We start from the raw sequence: 20771 nt of genomic DNA, 5'->3' as shown, positions 1-20771 counted from the left end.
GGCGGCGATGAGCTCCTCCAGGGGTGCGGCGGTCGCGCTTGCGCAGCATGGATCCGACGGCGTACTGGAGCGGTCCCCAGAGCCGGAGCTCGGATACGGTGCCGCCTTCCCGGGCGGCGCCGTCCCCGGCGGTGTTTTCCCGGGCGTCGGCCTCGCGCAGGGCCGCGAGCAGAACGGCGAGGTTCTCCTTGGGGTGCCGGTGCTTGCCGCACAGGGTGTGTTCGGCGGCCAGGGCCTCGTACTCGGCGAGCAGGGCGGCGGTGCCTTCCGCCCAGCCGTGGGGGCGGTGGGCGTCCACCCGGCCGTCGGGCCCGAGGGTGGCCAGCCAGTGGTCCAGGACCCGGCCGGAGAAGGGAGCCCAGACGGTGAGCGCCTCGTGCTGGGCGCGTGCCCTGATGCTGGCACGGGGGTGCGCGGCGCGGGCGCGGAGCCGGTCGGCGACCTGGCCGACGGTGGCGCGGTGGACGGTGTGTCCGTCGTCCGCCGCCCCGGCTCCGGGGACGGGGCGGGGGGGTGAGGCACAGGGTGTCGGCGAAGGGGTCCAGCACGTCCAGCAACCGCAGGGCGGCGGTGACGTCGTTCCAGGCGCGGACGCGGCGCTCGGCGGAGCGGCGGACCCCGGGGTCTTCGTGGGTGAGGGCGGTGATCAGGGCCCGGGCCAGCTGTGTGCGGGGGTGTTCGGCGTTCGGGTGAGAGGTGTCCATGGCCGGCGCGGCGGGAACCGCCCCCGCACCCTCCCGGTAGGAAGCCGGGTGCTCTTCTGGTTGAGCTACGCGCCGTCGGCCCGTCGCGGTGCCGCGACGGAACCGGGATCAGGCTGGTAGTTCCGTCACGGGTGGGGAAGGGGTTTTCGGGCGGGGTCGGCGGCCCGGGGCGCCGTCGCGGGTCAGTCCGGGTTGTGGGCGATGACCAGGTCGGTCAGCTCCTGGCTCGGGAAGTCCATGACCACCACGCCCGTCCGGTGCGCCCCGGAAGCGCTCAGGTGGTCGACGGCGCGGGGGTTGACCCCGCGGATGCCCAGCGCGCCCCAGGCGACCTCGCGGGGGTTGGCCAGGGGCGCCCCGCTGCCGCTGAGGTGGTTGACGTGGAGCACCTCGTCCGGTCCCGACGCGGCCGCGTCGAAGTGGGCGCGGGCGCTCTCCCATTTGGCCGGGATGTCGAAGAGGGTGGGCACCCGGTAGTCGTCCTGGACGTCGAGTGCGGGGCCGTTCCAGTGGATGCCGTAGTCGCGGGAGGCGGAGAAGTCCTGCACGATGACGATCCGGCCGCGGACCTCGCCGAGGTCGGGCACCCCTTCCGTGCCCTGCGAGGGCACCCACAGCCGCTCGGACAGCACGTCTCGGGTGTCGGGGTTCGCCTCGATGTAGTGGTCCAGGGTCTCCTCGTAGCTCCGGGTGTTCTCCGCCTCGGTGTGCTCCTTCTTCATCCGCATCAGCACGGTCTCGGTCGGGTTCTCCGCGAGGAAGGCGCCGATGTCGGTGACCACGTCGGTGAAGTTCAGGTTCAGGTACTCGGCGCCGTGGTGGATGGGGAAGGCGTCCCGGTAGTGGCGGGTGCGCACGTCGAGGAAGCGCACCCCGGAGTCGAGCTGTTCGGAGAGGGTCAGGTCCTGGGTGCGTGACCACACGGTGCCGCGCCAGGCGCCGGTGTCGTGGGTTCCGGGGATGGACAGCGCCGCGAGGCCGGTGTGGTCGGGGATCGCCGACATCCACTCCGAGCGTGCCACCGACGGGTCCTGGGTGGAGGCGACCGGTGCGGCTGCGGCCGGTGCCGCGGTGGCCAGGAGCGAACCGAACAGGAAGAGGGCGGCCAGGACCGGTCCCACGGGGCGCGGGAGGGCGGCAGCGGTGGTGGGGGAGATGGGCATGGGGGTCCTCCGGGAGCGGGGGGGGTGCGGCTCTGGGGCGGGGCCGCCGTCCACCCTGCCACGCGGCGGTCGGGCTGCCATCCCCCCTTTTTTTGACGGGTTCGGGGACGGTGGCGGGGGTCAGGCGGTGGAGCCGAGGCCGTAGCTCGGGCTGAAGCGGATGGAGAGCTCCAGCACGTGGTGGGGGTGGGGCAGGGGGCCCGGGTCCAGGAGGGTGCGCAGACAGGGGCACCACTCGGCGCGGTCCTGCTCGAGACAGGCCTGGACCCCGAGTAGGCGCAGGCTGAGCGCGAGGTCCCGCAGGGGCGGTCCCGGGTCGGCCGGCCGCATGCCCCGTGCCTGTGACAGTGCGGCGACCTGGTTCTCGCGGGCGCGCGCCAGCGTCCGGACGATGGAGTGCTCGGGGGAGCGGTCCAGGTCGGCGAAGCCGTCGTCGGAGATGGCGTGCAGGGTGCTGAGATGCGCGGAGCGCTCGGGTTCGCAGGCCCGGGCGAAGGTCTCGAGCAGGGGGCAGTGGGCGCGGGCCCTGGGGCTGGACACGCGCCGCCACAGGCGTTCGTTCAGGAGCTGTCCGAGAGTGCCCAGGGCCGCACGGGTTTCGGGGGAGTACCAGTCACGGGCGACGGCGGCGTTCCCACGGCGGCGTATCTGCGCGGGCGGTGTGTCGGAGCCCAGGAGTGCACGCAAAAGCGCGCCGTTGCGGCGCGGACGTTCGAGCCAGTCGGGGTACGGGGGCCAGGGACGGGTGGGGGAGTCCATGGTTCCGAGCGTCGGTCACGGTGGGACGCCGTGCCATGACCGCTGGGGTGAGGTTCCCCGGGCCCTTCGGTAAGCCGGGCGGACCAGGGGTGTTGCCGTTGTGGCGCCCGGGCCGGGTGTCTTCTCCTCTTGCGCCCGTGTACCGGACGGTGTCGCCTGTTCCCTGTTCTCGCTGCCGTTCGCGAGCGCGCGGCAGGACACGGGAGGAACCCGGAGGGTCCGGAGGAGCGGGGACGGGGAGAGGCGGTGGGCGGACGGGTGCCCGCCGCGTACGGCCGCACACCCGTCAGCCCAGTGCTGGGACGTCCTGCCCTAGCGGGTCTTGATGACAGCCGCGAGGAGACCGGAGATGATCATCATCGACAGGCTGATGATCATGAGCACGAACGCGACGGTTCCGACCATGGTGTTTCCTTCACTGTTTCGTCCCCCGGGCACCGCGGGCCGTTCCCCCGGCGCCCGGCACACCGGGGCACCCGGAGTTTCGGGCGCGGCATGTACCTCTTCGGTGGATCACCCTATCTCGCCGTCACGGCGGTGCCGCGCCGGGTGCCCGCTCTGACCAGCGTGGTTCAGCTCTCGTTCCAGACCTGGTGGTAGGACCGGACCAGCCAGCGGTCGGCCCAGCCGGAGTCGGGGGCCTCGGGCAGGTGGGAGGTCCGGCACAGCTCCTCCAGCCGCTTCTCCAGATCCTCGGCCCGGCTCAGGGCCTCGTCCCGGCTGTGCTCGCCGCGGCGCAGTGCGAGCAGCCAGCCGCGGTCGGGTTCGGGCATGGGCAGGGTGATGTCGCCGGTCTCCAACAGCTCCACGCCCTGAAGGCCCAGCCGGACCATGTGGTAGGCGTACTTGGTGTCGAAGCCGTGCTGCTCCACCAGTTCGGGGCGGTTGGTGTGCTTGCCGCCGCGGATCCCCGCCATGCGGTCGCGCTGGGCGCGCAGGTAGCCCAGGAAGCGCTCGCCGGCCCGGCGGGACAGGAAGCGGTGGGCGTTGGCGCGCAGGTCGCGGCCGACCGGGGCGAGGGTGACGATCTCGTGTTCGGGGACGAACAGGGGCAGGAGCACGGTGGGGTTGCCGTCCAGTGCCAGCCGGGTCCACTTGCGCAGCGAGTAGACGGTCAGGTCCAGGTCGCCGGGTCCCGACCGGGTGTGTTCGGGACGGCTGTGGTGGATGTACTGCTCGAAGGCGCGCAGGCCGATCACGTACTCGGGCGGTTCGACGCACACACCCATCTCGTCGCGGTCGTTCTGGCCGTCGAGGCTGAGGCCGTGGACGCCGGAGCCGACCTGGCAGCGCAGTACGGTGCCCTGTTCGGCGATACGGGCGAACTCCTCGCTGGAGTGCTTCACCTGGGCCTCCCGGTTCGGTGTGTCGTGATGGCCGAAACCTATCGGGAGCGCCGCGGACGCCACGACCGGTTTTCGGCGGCGGCCGAGTGAGCCCGGTGGGCGGACCGGGGCGGGACACGGGTGGGGCCGGGGACGGCCGCAGGGCAACAGAAGACCGTTTTCCTTACGCATGGGGGTTTTGGTACTTGTTGGGCGGCCCCGGATTCCCTTTACTGGTTCCGTACCCGCCCGGCGCCCGCCGGGCACGGCAGTGGAAAGCAGGACCGTGCCCCCTGAGAACCCCGAAGTGAAGATCGACACCTCCGTCCCGCACAACGCCAGGATCTGGAACTACTGGCTGGGCGGTAAGGACAACTACCCCGTCGACCGGGAGATGGGCGAGCAGATCCGCTCGTTCTTCCCCGAGATCGTCGACAACGCGATCGCCGACCGTGCCTTCCTCGTCCGCACCGTCACCCACCTCGCGAAGGAGGAGGGGATCCGGCAGTTCCTGGACATCGGCACGGGGCTCCCCACCCACAACAACACCCACGAGGTGGCCCAGGCGGTGGCCCCCGAAGCACGTGTGGTGTACGCGGACAACGACCCGCTGGTCCTCACCCACGCCCGGGCCCTGCTCACCGGCTCCGAACACGGCGCCACCGACTACGTCGACGCCGACCTGCGCGACCCCGAGGCGATCCTGTCCGCGGCCGCCAAGACCCTGGACCTGAGCCGCCCGGTGGCCCTGTTGCTGCTGGGCGTGGTCAACTTCGTGGCTGACGACGCCGAGGTGCGCTCGGTTCTGGACCGGCTGCTGGGCGCGCTCGCCCCCGGCAGCTACCTGGTGGTCTCCCACCCCACCGACGACCTCGACCGCGAACGCGCCCACCAGGTGGCCGCGGCGTGGAACGAGAAGGGCACCCCCAAGCTCACGATCCGCTCGGCGGCGGGTATCGAGGCGCTCTTCGACGGTCTGGAGCTGCTGGAGCCGGGTGTGGTCTCCTGCTCGCTGTGGCGCCCGGAACCCACGGAGGTCGGCAGCACCCGGCCGGTCGCCGAGTACGGCGGGGTGGCCCGCAAACCCTAGGTTTCCGGCCGCTCGGAGGCCGCGGGGTGCGGCCGCCGTTCACGGGTGGCGGCCGCACCCGCCGGGGCCGCCACCCGGTCGGCGAACAGCACGAGCGCCCGGGCGGCCTCCACCGGGACCGTCAGGTCCAGGCCGGTGGCCTCCCGGAAGGCCTGGAGCCGGTTGACCACCGTGTTGCGGTGGCAGTACAGGGAGGCCGCGGTGTCCTTGACCGAACCCGTGGCCGTGTAGTGCGCCAAGGTCTCCAGCAACCGCGCGCGTGCGCCCGGCTCCAGCCCTTCCAGGCGTTCGGCCGCCTCACGGCCGAACCCCGGCAGCACCGGGCCCACCCGGTCGCGGGCCAGGGCCGTCCACACGTCCTGCTGTCGGATCAGGCCCTCGCCCGGGCGGGCGTAGCGCGCCACCACCCGGGCGGACTCGATCGCGGCGGGCACCTCGGCGAGCCCGCGCGTGCCGGTGACCACCGACCCGGCCGTGTCCGGGGGCAGCGCGGGCCACTGGGCGCGCCTGGGATCGCGCACCAGGGCCACACCGTCGTCGAACTCCCACGTCAGGCAGCCGGTCCGGGCCAGTTCCCGGGTGTTCTCCCGGCGTGCCCGCACCGGACCGGGCGCCACGAAGGCCACCTCGAACCCGCCGTGCTCGGGCAGGCCGAGCACCGGTGCCACCTCCGCGGCGACCTCCGGGGCGCGTTCACCCGCGCTGAGCAGCCGGGCGAACGCCTGCGCCGCAGCGGCCCGGGAGTCGCGCTCCAACAGCGCCCGTTCCTCGAGGAAGGCGGCCTGGACGTCGCTGATGTGCTGTTCGACCGCCGCCAGGACCTCCTCGACGTGCGTCACGAGCACGGGTGCGGCGTCGTCGCCCCCGGCGCGCAGCAGCCCGGCCCACAGCACCCGGAAGTTCAGGCGCACCGCCTCCAGCAGGTCCTCACGGGCCACCCCCTGGCGGGCCCGCCGCACCCCGAGCCGGGTGGGCAGGTCGCGCAGGTGTGCGGGCAGGGGGAGCCCGGCGATCCGGTGGGTGAGCAGGTCGAAGGTGTCCTGGGCGGTCTGGCGCAGGTCGTCGTCGGGGATGACGCCGTCGTCGTAGCGCCCCAGCGCTTCCAGGCGCTCGAAGAAGTCCGCGACCAGCTGGTCGCGGTCCCCGGCCAGGAGTTCGAGGGTCCTGGGCCAGGACGGGGGCCCGCCCCGCCCCGGGCCCGGTTCCGGTTCCGCCATGGCACCCCCTCCGAAGCATGCGTGTATGCGTCGATGGTGCCACGTCGGAGCGGGTGCGCGGCCCCGCGTCCGGTCATGTGCACAGCCGCTCCGGAAGACGCGGGCGCCGGTGGCAGCGGAGGCCGCGGAAGGTCAGGTGCTGTGCGGCACGGTGTCCGGGACCGCCAGGCCGAGCGCTTCGGCGCCGTGGACGGCCCTGCCGCCGACCAGGGTCGCCAGCACCCGGACCGAGCCGATGCCCCGGTCCGCGGTGTCGACCGGGTCGCGGTCCAGGACCACGAGATCGGCGAGCTTTCCGGGGGTGACGCTGCCGCGCTCGTGTTCGTCGTGGCCGGCCCAGGCGGCGTCCAGGGTGTAGGCGCGCAGGGCCTGCTCGGCGGTGACGCGCTCGTCGGGGGCCAGGACGGCGCCTCCGGAGCTGGTGCGCTCGACCATCGACTCCATGCCCAGGAGCGGGGCCCCGGGGGCGACCGGGCGGTCGGAGCTGCCCGGGACGCGGATGCCGTGGTCGAGGAAGGAGCGGTGGCGGTAGAGCCAGGCGACGCGGTCCGGGCCCAGCGAGGCGGCCATGGCGTCGCCGAGGGCGTGCAGGAAGCGGGGTTGGGGGACCGGAACCGCGCCCAGGGCGGCGATGCGGGGCAGCTGGTCGGGGCGGACGACCCCGGCGTGTTCGATGCGGTGGCGCGCGTCGGGGCGGGGGTGGACGCGCTGGGCCTCCTCGAAGGCGTCCAGGGCGAGGTCGATCGCGTCGTCGCCGATGGCGTGGGCGGCCACGCGCCAGCCGGCCCGGTGGGCGGCCACCACCAGGGCGCGCATCTGCCCGGGCGGGTTCTGGTAGACGCCGTGGCCGTGCCCGCACAGGGGTTCGGTGACGGCTGCGGTGCGGCCGATGAGGGACCCGTCCAGCCAGATCTTCATCGGGCCCAGGCGCAGCCGGTCGTCACCGAATCCGGTGCGCAGGCCCAGGTCGATACCGGTTTCGACGGCGTCGTCGGGGTGGGCGCCCAGAGCGTGCAGGTTGTCGGCGGCCACCATGAGCTCCACCCGGGGGAGCAGGGTGCCCAGGTCGCGGGCGCGCTGGTAGGCGGCGGCCTCCACGGGGGAGCGGCCGACCAGGCCCCGGCCGATGCCCGCCTCGACCACGTGGGTGAGCCCTTCGGCGGCGTAGACGCGGGAGGCGCGGCCGAGGGCCTCGGCGAGTTCGTTGACGGAGTAGGGCATGACCAGGCCGGTGACCAGTTCCTGGGCGCGTTCCTGGAGCAGTCCGGTGGCGTCGCCGCGGTGGTCGCGGACGATCACGCCGCCCTCGGGGTCGGGTGCGTGCTCGGCGCCGCTGAGGCGCAGGACGGTGCTGTTGACCGCGCACATGTGTCCGGAACGGTGTTTGAGCCAGACGGGGCGACCGCCCCCGGCGCGGTCCAGGGCGTGGCGGTCGGGGTGGGCGCCGAGCACGGTGTCGTCGTAGCCCGATCCCACGATCCAGGCGTCCTCGGGCAGGTCGCGGGCCTTGGCGGCGACCGCGTCGTAGAGCCCGTCCAGGGTGGCGGCGTCCTGGAGGGGGAGCTCGGAGAGGGACTGCCCGAACCAGGCCATGTGGTTGTGGGCGTCGGAGAAACCGGGGACGACGGCGGCGCCCTGGCAGTCGACCACCGTCCGTGCGGGCAGGTCGGCGACGTCGTCGTCGAGGCCGAGGATCCGGCCGTTGACGATGCCCACGGTGGTGGCGCGGGGGCGGGCGTCGTCGAGGGTGCGCACGCGCGCGCGGGTGAGCTTGAGGTCGAGCATGCGGGCGGGGCTCCAGGAGGGTGTGGTCCGGTCGCCTCCCAGGTTGCGGCCCGTGTGTCCGCGGGCTCAATGACGATTCGCAGCGGTTTCACCCCGCGGGGTTGGTCAGATGCACAAGTCGGTGCGAAGCCTGCGCGGTGTCCTCGTGGAGGCGGGGCGCGGCATCGGTGTGGTGTCGGTGGTGTTTCGTGGGGTTGACAAGTGGATCACTGGCATATTGGCTAGGCCAATCAGCAGCATGAGCTGCGTCACAAACCCCCTCGGAAGTGCGATCGGTCGGTCATGTCTCCCCAGCTCCTCACCATTCTGGTGCTTCTGGCGATGTTTGTCGTCGCCACAATTTTCCCCATCAACATCGGCGCCCTGGCCTTCGTCGCGGCCTTCCTCGTCGGTGTCCTCGCCCTGTCCATGGACACGGGGGCGATCCTCGGCGGCTTCCCCGCCGACCTGTTCCTCACCCTGGTCGGCGTCACGTACCTGTTCGCCATCGCCAAGAACAACGGCACCGTCGACCTCATGGTCAGGGGCGCCACCCGGCTGGTCGGCGGCCACGTCATCGCCATCCCGTGGGTGATGTTCGGGATCACCGCCCTGCTCACCTCCGTGGGCGCCCTCAGCCCGGCGGCCGTGGCCATCGTCGCCCCCATCGCGCTGGGCTTCGCCGCCAAGTACCGCATCAGTCCGCTGATGATGGGCATGATGGTGATCCACGGGGCCCAGGGCGGCGGCTTCTCGCCGGCCAGCGTCTACGGGGTCACGGTCAACACGATCGTCGCCGACAACGGCTTGGCCGTCTCACCCGTCACGCTGTTCCTCGGCAGCCTCGTCTTCAACCTGCTGATCTCCCTGGCGCTCTTCTTCGCCCTGGGCGGCCACCGCCTGGCCGGGATCAGGACCAGCCAGTTCGAGGAGGCCACCGTCGCCTCCGGCGGGTCCTCCGGTTACGCCGGCAAGGGCGGCGACGTGGCGGTGGCCACCGGCCCCTCCGGCCCCTCCGGTTCCTCCGGCGGGTCCGGGGCCGCGGACGCGGACGCCGTGAGCACCTCGCGGGTCACCTTCGAGCAGATCGCCACCCTGCTGGGGATCCTCGCCCTGGGCGTCCTGGCCCTGGGCTTCGGCCTGGACGTGGGCTTCGTGGCGATCACCGTCACCGTCGTCCTGGCGCTGATCTCGCCCAAGGCCCAGAAGGGCGCGGTCTCCCAGATCAGCTGGTCCACCGTGCTGCTCATCACCGGCATGCTCACGTTCGTGGGCGTGATGGAGAGCGCGGGAACCATCGAGTACGTCGGCCTGGCCGCCGCAGGGCTGGGCGCCGCCCTGCTGGTGGCGCTGGTGCTGTGCTACATCGGCGGGATCGTCTCCGCCTTCGCCTCCTCCACCGCCATCCTGGGGGCCACGATCCCGCTGGCGGTGCCGTTCCTGCTCATGGGCGAGGTGAGCGCGACCGGGGTCATCGTCGCCCTGGCGGTCTCCTCGACCATCGTCGACGTCAGCCCCTTCTCCACCAACGGCGCCCTGGTCCTGGCCAACGCCACGGGGGTGGACCCGGACCGCTTCTACCGGCAGATCCTGGTCTACAGCGCCGTCGTGGTGGTCCTGGGCCCCCTGGTCGCCTGGGGGGTGCTGGTCGTTCCCGGCCTGCTGTGACGGTCGGGTCCACGGTCGGCAGGACACCGTCCTCCCAGCCACGGAAGGCGGGGCGGCGGGCCGGTGCGGGGGTTCCCGCACCGGCCCGCGTGCATGGGGCCGACGGCGCCCCCGTCCGGTGGTGCGGCTCGGCCGTTGGCGCGCCCGTCCGACCGCGCGCCCGGTCGGCGGCGCGCTCAGTCGACGGCGCGCTCAGTCGACGGCGCGCTGGGCGGAGACGTCCTCGACCTGGGAGACCAGCCGGAGGTGGCGGCGCATGGCCTCGGCGGCCATGTCGGCGTCGCCCAGGCGGATGGCCGAGGCGATGCTCTCGTGGCCGGAGAGCGATGCCTTGGGGCGGTCGGGCTGGGAGAGCGACTCCAGGCGGGTCTCGCGGATCATCGGGGCGAGTTCGCCCATCATCCGGCTCAGCAGGCGGGAGCGGGCCGCCCGGGTGATGGCGGTGTGGAAGCGCTCGTCGCCCCTCACCCCGCGCTCGCCCTCGCGCAGTTCGGTGCGCATCAGCTCCAGGGCGTCGTCGATGGCGGCCAGGTCCTCGTCGGTGCGGCGTTCGGCGGCCAGCTCGGCCAGCTTGACCTCCAGCGCCTGCCGGGCCTCGATGATCTCCGCGCGCCGGTTGGCGCGGTCCCTGAGCAGCGCCAGCACGCCCTGTTCGGACGTGGTCTGGCGCACGATCGCACCGTCACCGTGGCGCACGTCGATGACGCCCTGTACCTCCAGGGCGACCAGCGCCTGGCTCAGCGTGGCCCTGCTGACGCCGAGTGAGGCGGCGAGCTCGCGTTCGGCGGGCAGCCGGTCCCCGGGGGTCAGCCCGGCTTCGCCCATGTACTCCACCAGGCGTTCCACCAGCTGCTCGTAAAGCCGAGGCCGTACCGGTGGCCGGGGGTGGGGCTTGGAAGGCACGCGCACGAGCTCCTTCGGTGTTGTCGAGGCAGGCCTCCAGGGTAGTCCGCGCGCTTCCGTGCGGTCGACTCCGGCGGGTTCCGCCGACCGGGGCGCCCCCGGCAGGCGTGGCGCGGGGGCGTGGGTGCGCCGTCCGGACGCGGGGTTCCCAAAGCCGGAGGCGTGTGCCATTCTGAGGAATAGGCCTAGTGGCCTAGCCACTGCTCCAATCTCCGGAGGTTTTGACATGGCCGTCCGGCCCGGTGCCCGCGCACTCCTCGACAGCACCCTCGACAGCGGAACCTTCCGCACCTGGGACACACCCCCCGTCGACGTCCTCCCCGACCGCGCCTACGCCGCCGAACTCGACCGCGCCCGCCGGGAGAGCGGATGCGACGAGGCGATCCTGACCGGGGAGGGCCTCCTGCGGGGCCGACGCGTGGCCGTGGCCGTGGGGGAGTTCGCCTTCCTGGCCGGATCGGTCGGGACCGCCGCGGCCGAGCGCCTGGCCGTCGCCGTGGAGCGGGCCACCGCGGAGGGACTGCCGCTGCTCGTGGCCCCGGCCTCCGGCGGCACCCGCATGCAGGAGGGCACCGTCGCCTTCGTGGCCATGGCCAAGATCGCGGTGGCCGTGGACGCCCACAAGCGAGCGGGGCTGCCCTACCTCGTCTACCTGCGCCACCCCACCACCGGCGGGGTCCTGGCCTCCTGGGGCTCACTCGGCCACATCACCGCCGCCGAGCCCGGCGCCCTCGTCGGCTTCCTCGGCCCCCGCGTCCACCGGATCCTGGACGGCGTCGACCTGCCCGAAGGCGTCCAGCGGGCCGAGAACCTCCTCGACCACGGCCTGGTGGACGCCGTCGTGGCCCCCGGGGACCTGGCCGGGCTCCTCGATCGGGTGCTCGGCCTCCTGTCCGGGCGCCCCGGCACCGCCCGGACCCACGGCACCGGCGCCGCTCAGCCCTCCGGCCCCGCTCCCGTCCCCGCCCCGGCCGAACCGGTCGAGGACACCCCCGCCTGGACCGCGGTGACCCGCTCACGGCGCCCCGAACGCCCCGGCGTGCGGGCCCTGCTGCGCCACACGGCCACCGACGTCGTACACCTGAGCGGCAGCGGCGAGGGCGAGACCGACCCCGCGATGCTGCTCGCCCTGGCCCGCTTCGACGACCTGCCCTGTGTCCTGCTGGGCCAGGACCGCGACCGCCAGGGCCCCGGCCACGCCCTGGGCCCGGCCGCCCTGAGAGTGGCCCGACGCGGGATACGCCTGGCCGCCGAACTCGGCCTGCCCCTGGTCACGGTCGTGGACACCCCCGGCGCCGCACTCTCGCAGGAGGCGGAGGAACAGGGCGTGGCCGGACAGATCGCCCGCTGCCTGACCGAACTGGTGACCCTGCCGGTGCCCACCGTCTCGGTCCTGCTCGGCCAGGGCACCGGCGGCGCCGCCCTCGCCCTGACCCCGGCCGACCGCGTGCTGTGCGCCCAGAACTCCTGGCTCTCCCCCCTGCCCCCGGAGGGGGCCAGCGCCATCGTGCACCGCACCACCGACCGGGCCGGCGAACTCGCCGAGCAGCAGGGCGTGGCCTCGTCCGCACTGCGGGCCCGGGGGATCGTCGACCGCGTCGTGCCCGAACTCGACGTCGCCGCCGAGGAGCCCGAGGCCTTCTGCCTCAGGGTCGGCCGGGCCCTGAACCACGAACTCGCCGACCTGGTCGCCTGCCCCGACGAGCGCAGGCTGGCCGAACGCCGGGCCCGCTACCGCAAGCTCGGTCTGCCCGGCTGAGCCCGCACCGTCCAAGCCCTCACCGTCCAAGCCCTCACCGGACGCACAGTCCGAACCCCCACCTGCCGCGGCGGCGCCCGCCCCGCGGCCCAGCACCCGAGACCACAGGAGAAGTACGTGGAGCGCACGGAAGGACCACTCAAGGGGACCGTCGTCGTCGACCTGTCCCGGGCCCTGGCGGGTCCGCACACCGCGATGCTGCTGGGCGACCTCGGCGCACGGGTGATCAAGGTCGAACAGCCCGGGGGCGGCGACGAGACCCGCGGTTGGGGCCCGCCCTTCGTCGGGCCGGAGGAGGAGCCGATCAGCTCCTACTTCCTGTCCTGCAACCGCAACAAGGAGTCCCTGGAGCTGGACCTGAAGTCCCCCGACGGGGTCGAGCAGCTCACCAGGCTGGTGCGCGCGGCCGACGTGCTGGTGGAGAACTTCCGCCCCGGGGTGCTGGACCGGCTGGGCTTCTCCACCGAGCGTCTGGGCGAGCTCAACCCGCGCCTGGTGGTGTGCTCCATCAGCGGGTTCGGCCACGACGGCCCCGAGGGCGGGCGGGCCGGGTACGACCAGATCGCCCAGGGCGAGGCCGGCCTGATGAGCCTGACCGGCCCCGGCCCGCAGGAGCCCACGAAGGTCGGGGTGGCCATCGGTGACGTGCTGGCCGGGATGAACGGCGCCCAGGGTGTGCTGGCCGCCCTGGTGGAACGCGAACGCACCGGCCGCGGCCGGGTGGTGCGCACCTCGCTGCTGTCCTCCATCGTGGGCGTGCACGCCTTCCAGGGCACCCGTTGGACGGTGGCGGGCGAGGTGCCCGAGGCCATGGGCAACCACCACCCCTCCATCTCGCCCTACGGCGCTTTCGCCTGCTCCGACGGGGTGCTGCAGGTGGCGGTCGGCGGTGAGGCCCAGTGGTCCAAGTTCGCGGGAGTGCTCGGACTGGACGCGGCCGACCCCCGCTTCTGTGACAACGCCTCCCGGGTCCGGCACCGCGCGGAGCTGGTGGCCGAGGTCGAGGCGGTGCTGAAGGGGGCCACCCGCGACGAGTGGCTGGACAGGCTCGGCGGCGTCGGCGTCCCGTGCGGCGCGGTGCGCACCATCGACCAGGTCTACGAGTGGGAGCAGACCCGTTCCCAGGGTCTGGTCCTGGAGGTGGACCACCCCGTGCTGGGCCGCGTGGAGCTGCCCGGTTCGGCCCTGCGCTTCGCCCCGCACGCCGGCGGCGAGGACCTGCCGCCCGCCACCGGGAACCACCTGCCGCCGCCCCGCCTGGGCGAGCACAACGACCGGGTCCGCGCGTGGCTGGACGGGCTGGACCAGCAGCGGTCCGCCTGACCGCGGCCGGCCCCGGAGCCGCCTGGTCAGGGCAGCAGGAGGAACACCGCCAGCACCACGGTCAGCAGCACGACGTAGGACACGGCGTGGGCGCGGTCGGGAATGCGGCCCGCGTACCGGCGGACCAGGGCGATGGTGGGCAGCGAGCCGGCCAGCAGCAGGGCCCCGGCCACCAGGTCCACCGAACCCAGGTGGCCCTGGTCGGCCCCGGCCCCGCCGGTGCCCCACAGTGCGTAGACCAGGGTTCCGGCCAGCGCGACCGGCACCGTGAGCGGGTTGGCCATCGCGGTGGCCTCACCCATGGGCAGCCCGCGGCGGCGCAGCAGCGGAACGGTCATGACACTGCCGCCCACGCCCAGGAAACCGGTGACGGCCCCGATGCCCAGCCCGACGACACGGGTGGTGCCGGGGCGCGGCGGCCCGGGCGCGGCGCCGGGGGAGCGGGTGAGGAACCCCTTGCGCAGCAGGCTGTCGGCGATGGTCACCACCAGGTAGACCACGAACAGCGCGTACTGGACCGAGCCGCCCGCGGCCGTGGCCACCAGCGCGCCCGCGGCGGAGCCCAGCCCGATGTACAGGGCCAGGGGCCACAGGTGGACGCGGCGCAGGCGCCCGGACCGGTACTGGGCCCAGGTGGCGCTCACGGAGTTGACCACCATCACGGCGGTGGAGGTCGCCACGGCCACCGCCATGGCGTCCACGCCCGGTTCGGCCCGGGCCAGGGTGAAGGCGTAGACGACCGGGACGGTGACGAAACCGCCGCCGAAGCCGAACACGACCGTGGTGACCCCGGTCAGGCAGCCCAGGGCCAGGAGGGTGAGGATCGAGGAGAGCACCCGCACCACGGTAGGGACGCGGGCCCGTGGCGCGCATTCGGTGAAAGGACACGAACGATCGCGCAGCGGACACGGTAGCGTCGGTTCCCGTGCGCAACGTCCCCGTGGCCGAGGTGGACCACATCGACCGGCCGGTCCTGGCGATCGGCACCGACTACCCGCCCGGGTTCGTGCTGGCCAGGCACCGGCACCGGCGCGCCCAGTTCCTGTACGGGGCCACGGGGGTGATGAGGGTGGTCACCGACGACGGTGCGTGGACGGTGCCCCCGCAGCGGGCGGTGCTCGTCCCCGCCGGGACCGAGCACCAGGTGACGATGGAGGGGGTGAGCACCCGCAGCCTGTACGTCGAACCGGCCGCGGTGCCCTGGTTCCCGGCCCGCTGCCAGGTGGTGGAGGTGTCACCGCTGCTGCGCGAGCTGCTGCTCGCGGCGGTGGACATCGATCCCCGCCACGACCGGCACGGGCGCGACGCCGCGCTGGTCGAACTGCTCCTCCACGAACTCCGCGGGCTGGCGGCGCTGCCGCTGGACCTGCCGCTGCCGCGCCACGAGGGGCTGCGCGCCCTGTGCGAGGAGTTCCTGGAAGCACCCCACGTCCACGACCCGCTCGCCCGCTGGGCCGGGCGGCTGCACGTCAGCGAGCGCACGGCGAACCGGCTCTTCCGGTCCGAGACCGGGACGGGGTTCGCCCGCTGGCGTCAGCGGGCCTGTGTACTGCGCTCCCTGCCCGCGCTGTCCCGGGGTGAGGCGGTCGCCAGGGTCGCCGCCGACCTGGGCTACGAGAGCCCGGCGGCGTTCTCGGCGGTCTTCGCGAGCCTTCTGGGGGTCAGCCCCCGGGACTACCGCGCCGCCACGGCCTGAGGGCCCCGGGACGCACGAAGGCCCCGGGCTCGACGCGCCGTGACTGCCGCGCGCCGGGCCCGGGGCCCCGGGGACCGTTCGGGGCTACCCCTTGGGGCGCTGGTCGATGATGCGGCGGAACTTGCCGACGGAGCGCTCGATCTGCTCGGGGTCGACGACGTCCACGGTCACGCTCACGCCGACCCGGTCCTTGACCGTCGCGGTGATCTCCCGGCTCAGGGCCAGGCGGCGGTCGGCGGTGCAGTCGGGGGCGGCCTCGACGCGCACGGCCATGCGGTCCAGGCGGCCCTCCTTGCTGAGCACGAGCTGGAAGTGCGGGGCGAGCCCGTCCAGGCCCAGCACGATCTCCTCGATCTGGGTCGGGAAGACGTTGACCCCGCGCAGGATGATCATGTCGTCGCTGCGGCCGGTGACCTTGTCCATGCGGCGCATGGGGCGGGCGGTGCCCGGGCGCAGGGTGGTCAGGTCGCGGGTGCGGTAACGGATGATCGGCATGGCCTGCTTGGTCAGCGAGGTGAAGACCAGCTCACCGTTCTCGCCGTCGGGCAGCACGTCCTGGGTGACGGGGTCGAGCACCTCGGGGTAGAAGTGGTCCTCCCACACGTGCAGGCCGTCCTTGGTCTCCACGCACTCGTTGGCCACGCCCGGACCCATGACCTCGGAGAGGCCGTAGATGTCCACGGCGTTGATGTCGAAGCGCTCCTCGATCTCCAGGCGCATCTTCTCGGTCCAGGGCTCGGCGCCGAAGATCCCGATCTTGAGCGAGGTCGTGCGCGGGTCGATGCCCTGGCGCTCGAACTCGTCCATCAGGGTCAGCATGTAGCTGGGGGTGACCATGATGATCTCGGGCCGGAAGTCCTGGATGAGCTGGACCTGTTTGGCGGTCTGGCCGCCGGAGGCGGGGATGACCGTGCAGCCGAGCTTCTCGGCGCCGTAGTGGGCGCCGAGGCCGCCGGTGAACAGGCCGTAGCCGTAGGAGACGTGCACCTTGTGGCCGGGGCGGCCGCCCGCGGCGCGGATCGACCGGGCCACGACGGTGGCCCAGGTGTCGATGTCCTCACGCGTGTAGCCGACCACGGTGGGCTTGCCGGTGGTGCCGCTGGAGGCGTGGATCCGGCTGACCTGCTCCTGGGGGACCGCGAACATCCCGAAGGGGTAGTTGTCCCGCAGATCGGCCTTGGTGGTGTGGGGGAAGAGGGCGAGGTCCTCGAGGGTCTTCAGGTCCTCGGGCCGCACGCCGGCCTCGTCGAACTTGTGCTTGTACAGGGGCACGTTCGTGTAGGCGTGCTCCAGGGTCCAGCGCAGGCGCTCGAGCTGCAGGGCGCGCAGTTCGTCGACACTCAGGCGCTCGGCCGCGTCCAGGGACTCGGGTGCGGGGGCCTGTCCGAGACGCTGCCGGGGGGCGGTACCGGCCGTCTGCGTGGTGGTGTCCTGGCTTGCCATGGGCCTCTCCGGGTACTGTGCGCGGTGTTCGCCAGGCTGCGGACGCCTGAAGCGAGGGGCGGTTCGACCGCGCTGAGGTGGGTCTTACGCCGGTCAGCCGAGGGGGCCGACTTGCTTACTGACCGAACGTTCGGTTACTAATGCATTAATTCAGTCTCCGACCTGCCGTGTCAAGGAGACGTGTCGATGAGTTCACACAGCACGGTGGCACACGCCACCGTAGTCAGCATGGGAGGCCGTTCGTGAGCGACGTCTACGTGGTCGACGGGGTGCGCACCCCTCAGGGCCGTTACGGGGGCGCCCTCGCGGCCGTCCGCCCCGACGACCTCGCAGCCCGGGTCGTGTCCGAGGTGGTCCGCCGCTCCGGTGTCCCCGGTGAGGCCGTCGACGAGGTCGTTCTCGGCGCCGCCAACCAGGCCGGCGAGGACAACCGCAACGTGGCCCGGATGGCCGCCCTCCTGGCCGGGCTCGACCCCAGGGTCCCCGGTTACACCGTCAACCGGCTGTGCGCCAGCGGCCTGACCGCCGTCGCCTCGGCCGCGCAGGCCATCCGCGCAGGCGAGGCCGACGTGGTCGTCGCCGGCGGCGTGGAGTCGATGACCCGCGCCCCCTGGGTGATGGCCAAGCCCGCCACCCCCTGGGCCAAGCCGGGCGAGGTCGCCGACACCTCCCTGGGCTGGCGCTTCACCAACCCGCGCTTCGCCGAGTTCGACGCCCAGGTCTCCGCGGACGCCTCCCCCGAGGAGCTGCGCTACACCCTGTCGATGGGCGAGACCGCGGAGGAGGTCGCGCGCCTGGAGGGCCTCACCCGCGAGGAGTGCGACGCCTTCGCGCTGCGCAGCCACGAGCGCGCCGTCGCCGCGGCCGGGGCCGGGCGCTTCGCCGACGAGATCGTCCCCGTCACCGTCCACGGCCGCAAGGGCCGGACCCACGAGGTCACCGAGGACGAGGGTCCGCGCCCCGGCTCCACCATGGAGAGCCTGGGCAAGCTCCGCCCGGTCTTCCGCCAGGGCGGGATCGTCACCGCTGGGAACTCCTCCTCGCTCTCCGACGGCGCCTCCGCCCTGGTCCTGGCCAGTGCCGAGGCGGTGCGCAAGTACGACCTCACCCCGCGCGCCCGCGTCGTCGCCTCCGCCTCCGCGGGGGTGGACCCGCAGCTCATGGGCCTGGGTCCGGTCCCCGCCACCCGGAAGGCCCTCGACCGCGCCGGGTGGAAGCTCGACGAGGTCGGCGCCGTCGAGCTCAACGAGGCCTTCGCCGCCCAGTCCCTGGGCGTGCTGCGCCGGCTCGGCCTGGACGAGTCCCGGGTCAACACCGACGGCGGCGCGATCGCCCTGGGCCACCCGCTCGGCTCCTCCGGGGCCCGCCTGGTCGTCACGCTGATGAACCGCATGGAGCGCGAGGACGCCCGGCGCGGCCTGGCCACCCTGTGCGTGGGCGTCGGCCAGGGCACCGCGCTCCTGGTGGAGCGCCCGTGAGCCGGCACCCCGAGAACCCCGACCCCGAGACCCGGAACGCAGAAGCCATGGAATTCGAGACGCTCCACGTCGAGTGGCGTGAGGACCGCGTGGTGGTGGAGCTGCACCGCCCGGAGGCCCGCAACGCCATCAACGGCCTCATGATCTCCGAACTGCACGAGGTGTGCGCGCGGATCGAGGCCGACCCCAAGCCGCTGCTGCTGACCGGGCACGGCACCGTGTTCGCCGGCGGCGCCGACATCTCCGAGCTGCGCGAACGCGGCCGCGAGGAGGCCCTGGCCGGGATCAACAGCCGCCTGTTCGAGCGGCTGCACCGCCTGCAGGCGCCCACCGTGGCCGCGGTCGACGGGTTCGCGCTGGGCGGCGGCGCCGAGCTGTCCTACGCCTGTGACATCCGGATCGCCACTCCCACCGCCGTGTTCGCCCAGCCCGAGCCGGGCCTGGGCATCATCGCCGGGGCCGGTGCCTGCTGGCGCCTGAAGGAGCTGGTGGGGACCTCGGTCGCCAAGCAGGTGCTGCTCGGCGGGTTCAGACTGGACGCCGAGGCCGCGCTGCGCCACGGCCTGGTCGCGGAGATCGTCCCCTCCGAGGAGCTGCGCGAGCGCGCGCACGGCCTGCTGGACCGCATGGCCGCCTCCTCCGCGGCGGCGCTGCGCATGACCAAGCTGGTCCTGGACGCCGACGGGGTGCACCCGCTGGCCGACGACCTCACGCAGGCGGTGCTGTTCGAGAGCGCCGACAAGCACGATCGCATGACCCGTTTCCTGGAGAGGAAGAAGCGTTGACCGAGATCATCCCGCAGGGCGTTCCCGACACCGTCGCCGTCATCGGCGGCGGCACCATGGGCGCCGGTATCGTCCAGCAGTTCCTGATGGCCGGGGCGGGCGTGGTGCTGGTCGAGGCCACCGAGGAGGCGGCCGAGGCCGGTCGCGGCCGGGTCGCCGCAGGGCTGGACAAGGCCCGCGATCGCGGCAAGATCGACGCCGAACCCGCCGCCTACCTGGCCCGGCTGAGCAGCGTCACCGACGCCGCGGCCGTCCCGGCCGACACGGGGCTGGTCGTGGAGGCCGTCCCGGAGCGGCCCGAGCTGAAGATCGCGGTGCTCACCGCCGCCGAGGCCGCGGTCGGCGAGGACACGGTCCTGGCCTCCAACACCAGCTCGCTGTCGGTCACCGAGCTGGCCGCCGCGCTCAAGCGCCCCGGCCGCTTCATCGGCACCCACTTCTTCAACCCGGTCCCCGCCTCCAAGCTCGTGGAGATCGTGACCGCACCCGAGACCGACCCCGCCGTCCTGGAGTCGGTGCGCGGCTGGGTCTCGGCCCTGGGCAAGACCGAGATCGTGGTCCGGGACGCTCCCGGCTTCGCCACCAGCCGCCTCGGTGTCATGCTGGGCCTGGAGGCCATCCGCATGGTCGAGGAGGGCGTGGCCTCGCCCGCCGACATCGACACCGCCATGGAGCTCGGCTACCGGCACCCGATGGGCCCGCTCAAGCTCACCGACCTGGTCGGACTCGACGTGCGCCTGGCCATCGCCGAGTACCTGGCCACGGAACTGGGGGACCGGTTCTCGCCGCCCGAGCTCCTGCGCCGTAAGGTCGCCGAGGGCAAACTCGGCCGCAAGAGCGGCGAGGGCTTCCACATCTGGGACAAGGGAGACAAGGCGTGAGCGAAGAGAAGGCTGCGGAGTTCAGCGAGGTCGACGGGGTCGCCACGGTGCGGCTCAACCGGCCGGCACTGACCCGGCAGGTCAAGGAGGAACTGCTGGCGGCGGTGGGCCGGGCCAGTGAGTCCACCACTGCCCGCGCGGTGCTGTTCCTGGGTTCGGACAAGGCCTTCTGCGTGGGCCAGGACCTGGCCGAGCACGCGAGGATCCAGGAGGAGGCGCCCGAGCAGGCGCTGACCACGGTACGCGAGCACTACAACAAGATCGTGCTGGCCCTGGAGTCGATCCAGGTCCCCGTGGTGGTCGGGATCGGCGGTGCCTGCGTGGGCGCCGGCCTGGGCCTGGCCCTCGCCGGTGACGTGCGCGTGGCCGCGCGCAGGGCCAAGTTCGGCACGGCGTTCACCGGGATCGGCCTGGCCTCGGACTCGGGTCTGGCCTACCGGCTGGTGCGCTCGCTGGGCCAGGCGCGCGCCATGGAGCTGATGCTGCTGGCCACGGTGTTCGGCGCCGACCGCGCGCTGGAGCTGGGCCTGGTCACCGAGGTCGTGGCCGACGAGGGCTGGGAGGCGCGCGCCCGCGAGGTCGCCGCCCAGCTGGCCTCGGGCCCCACAGCGGCGTTCGTGGCCGCCAAGAGCGAGGTGCGCTCGGCGGCCGAGGGCGGGCTGGACCTGCCCGAGCTGCTGGAGGAGGAGGCCGAGCTCCAGAACCAGCTCGGCGGGACCGCCGACCACGTCGGTGCGGTCAAGGCCTTCCTGAACAAGCAGAAGCCGACCTTCACCGGCCAGTAGGAGCCGGATACCGGCGGAGGGCGGGCAG

The 20771-nt window shown here is 73.3% G+C and carries 18 protein-coding genes and 1 tRNA gene; 10 read left to right on the top strand and 9 right to left on the bottom strand.

Going from position 1 to position 20771, the window contains the following annotated elements; translation table 11 throughout:
- Positions 1–7: 7 nt before the first annotated feature.
- Positions 8–517, top strand: a complete 510-nt coding sequence (locus D458_RS35000; protein WP_017589924.1) for a hypothetical protein — start codon at positions 8–10, stop codon at positions 515–517.
- A gap of 186 nt (positions 518–703) precedes the next feature.
- Here D458_RS35000 and D458_RS0127440 read toward each other — a convergent pair.
- From D458_RS0127440 to D458_RS0127420, 4 genes are all read right to left on the bottom strand, one after another.
- Positions 704–779 (bottom strand) — tRNA-Gly (locus D458_RS0127440).
- Positions 780–886: 107 nt separating this feature from the next.
- Positions 887–1867 carry a phosphatidylinositol-specific phospholipase C gene (locus D458_RS0127435; RefSeq protein ID WP_017589923.1) on the bottom strand — a complete coding sequence of 327 codons (981 nt, stop codon included), beginning with the start codon at positions 1865–1867 and terminating at the stop codon, positions 887–889.
- 120 nt (positions 1868–1987) lie between these two features.
- Positions 1988–2626, bottom strand: a complete 639-nt coding sequence (locus tag D458_RS0127430) for a hypothetical protein (RefSeq protein WP_017589922.1) — start codon at positions 2624–2626, stop codon at positions 1988–1990.
- Between the two features lie 572 nt (positions 2627–3198).
- Entirely contained in the window at positions 3199–3972 is a 774-nt protein-coding gene (locus D458_RS0127420; RefSeq protein ID WP_017589920.1) for a nucleotidyltransferase domain-containing protein, read from the bottom strand.
- A gap of 265 nt (positions 3973–4237) precedes the next feature.
- On the opposite strand from D458_RS0127420, the gene D458_RS0127415 reads away from it, so the two are divergent.
- Entirely contained in the window at positions 4238–5041 is an 804-nt protein-coding gene (locus tag D458_RS0127415) for an SAM-dependent methyltransferase (protein WP_026119733.1), read from the top strand.
- On the opposite strand, the gene D458_RS0127410 is transcribed toward D458_RS0127415, so the two are convergent.
- Both D458_RS0127410 and D458_RS0127405 read right to left on the bottom strand, forming a co-directional pair.
- The gene (locus tag D458_RS0127410; RefSeq protein ID WP_017589918.1) at positions 5038–6258 is read right to left on the bottom strand and encodes a helix-turn-helix domain-containing protein; all 1221 of its coding nucleotides are present in this window, start codon (positions 6256–6258) and stop codon (positions 5038–5040) included. The genes D458_RS0127415 and D458_RS0127410 overlap by 4 nt on opposite strands.
- Before the next feature lie 132 nt (positions 6259–6390).
- Positions 6391–8043, bottom strand: coding sequence for an amidohydrolase (locus D458_RS0127405; RefSeq protein ID WP_017589917.1), 1653 nt, complete (start codon positions 8041–8043; stop codon positions 6391–6393).
- 282 nt (positions 8044–8325) lie between these two features.
- Between D458_RS0127405 and D458_RS0127400 the strand changes: the two genes are divergently transcribed.
- Positions 8326–9690: an SLC13 family permease gene (locus D458_RS0127400; protein WP_017589916.1), complete on the top strand. Its 1365-nt coding sequence runs from the start codon at positions 8326–8328 to the stop codon at positions 9688–9690.
- Positions 9691–9882: 192 nt separating this feature from the next.
- On the opposite strand, the gene D458_RS0127395 is transcribed toward D458_RS0127400, so the two are convergent.
- Positions 9883–10593 (bottom strand): FadR/GntR family transcriptional regulator, encoded by a 711-nt coding sequence (locus tag D458_RS0127395; RefSeq protein ID WP_026119732.1) that lies wholly within the window; start codon positions 10591–10593, stop codon positions 9883–9885.
- 226 nt (positions 10594–10819) lie between these two features.
- On the opposite strand from D458_RS0127395, the gene D458_RS0127390 reads away from it, so the two are divergent.
- A complete protein-coding gene (locus D458_RS0127390; protein ID WP_017589914.1) occupies positions 10820–12352 on the top strand; it encodes a carboxyl transferase domain-containing protein in 1533 nt (510 codons plus the stop codon).
- A 117-nt stretch (positions 12353–12469) separates the two neighbouring features.
- The gene (locus D458_RS0127385; RefSeq protein WP_017589913.1) at positions 12470–13675 is read left to right on the top strand and encodes a CaiB/BaiF CoA transferase family protein; all 1206 of its coding nucleotides are present in this window, start codon (positions 12470–12472) and stop codon (positions 13673–13675) included.
- 26 nt (positions 13676–13701) lie between these two features.
- Here D458_RS0127385 and D458_RS0127380 read toward each other — a convergent pair whose 3' ends face one another.
- Positions 13702–14511 (bottom strand): sulfite exporter TauE/SafE family protein, encoded by an 810-nt coding sequence (locus tag D458_RS0127380; RefSeq protein WP_026119731.1) that lies wholly within the window; start codon positions 14509–14511, stop codon positions 13702–13704.
- Between the two features lie 89 nt (positions 14512–14600).
- Between D458_RS0127380 and D458_RS0127375 the strand changes: the two genes are divergently transcribed.
- Entirely contained in the window at positions 14601–15371 is a 771-nt protein-coding gene (locus D458_RS0127375) for an AraC family transcriptional regulator (protein ID WP_017589911.1), read from the top strand.
- Between the two features lie 84 nt (positions 15372–15455).
- Here the strand turns inward: D458_RS0127375 and paaK are convergent, their stop codons facing one another.
- The gene (gene paaK, locus D458_RS0127370; protein ID WP_017589910.1) at positions 15456–16814 is read right to left on the bottom strand and encodes a phenylacetate--CoA ligase PaaK; all 1359 of its coding nucleotides are present in this window, start codon (positions 16812–16814) and stop codon (positions 15456–15458) included.
- A 242-nt stretch (positions 16815–17056) separates the two neighbouring features.
- Between paaK and D458_RS0127365 the strand changes: the two genes are divergently transcribed.
- The 4 genes from D458_RS0127365 to D458_RS0127350 are packed head-to-tail and all read left to right on the top strand — an operon-like array spanning position 17057 to position 20743.
- Positions 17057–18292: a thiolase family protein gene (locus D458_RS0127365; RefSeq protein WP_017589909.1), complete on the top strand. Its 1236-nt coding sequence runs from the start codon at positions 17057–17059 to the stop codon at positions 18290–18292.
- Between the two features lie 47 nt (positions 18293–18339).
- Positions 18340–19077: an enoyl-CoA hydratase/isomerase family protein gene (locus tag D458_RS0127360; RefSeq protein WP_026119730.1), complete on the top strand. Its 738-nt coding sequence runs from the start codon at positions 18340–18342 to the stop codon at positions 19075–19077.
- Positions 19074–19958, top strand: a complete 885-nt coding sequence (locus D458_RS0127355; RefSeq protein ID WP_017589907.1) for a 3-hydroxyacyl-CoA dehydrogenase family protein — start codon at positions 19074–19076, stop codon at positions 19956–19958. Before D458_RS0127360 ends, D458_RS0127355 begins: the two co-directional genes overlap by 4 nt.
- On the top strand, positions 19955–20743 hold the full coding sequence (locus D458_RS0127350) for an enoyl-CoA hydratase/isomerase family protein (protein ID WP_017589906.1): 789 nt from the start codon (positions 19955–19957) through the stop codon (positions 20741–20743). The genes D458_RS0127355 and D458_RS0127350 overlap by 4 nt, the downstream gene beginning before the upstream one ends.
- The last annotated feature ends 28 nt before the right edge of the window (positions 20744–20771 follow it).

Source organism: Nocardiopsis ganjiahuensis DSM 45031 (assembly GCF_000341085.1).
GTDB classification, from domain to species: domain Bacteria; phylum Actinomycetota; class Actinomycetes; order Streptosporangiales; family Streptosporangiaceae; genus Nocardiopsis; species Nocardiopsis ganjiahuensis.
The sequence above is the reverse complement of the archived record's forward strand: the minus strand, read 5'-3'. Positions and strand labels throughout refer to the sequence as shown.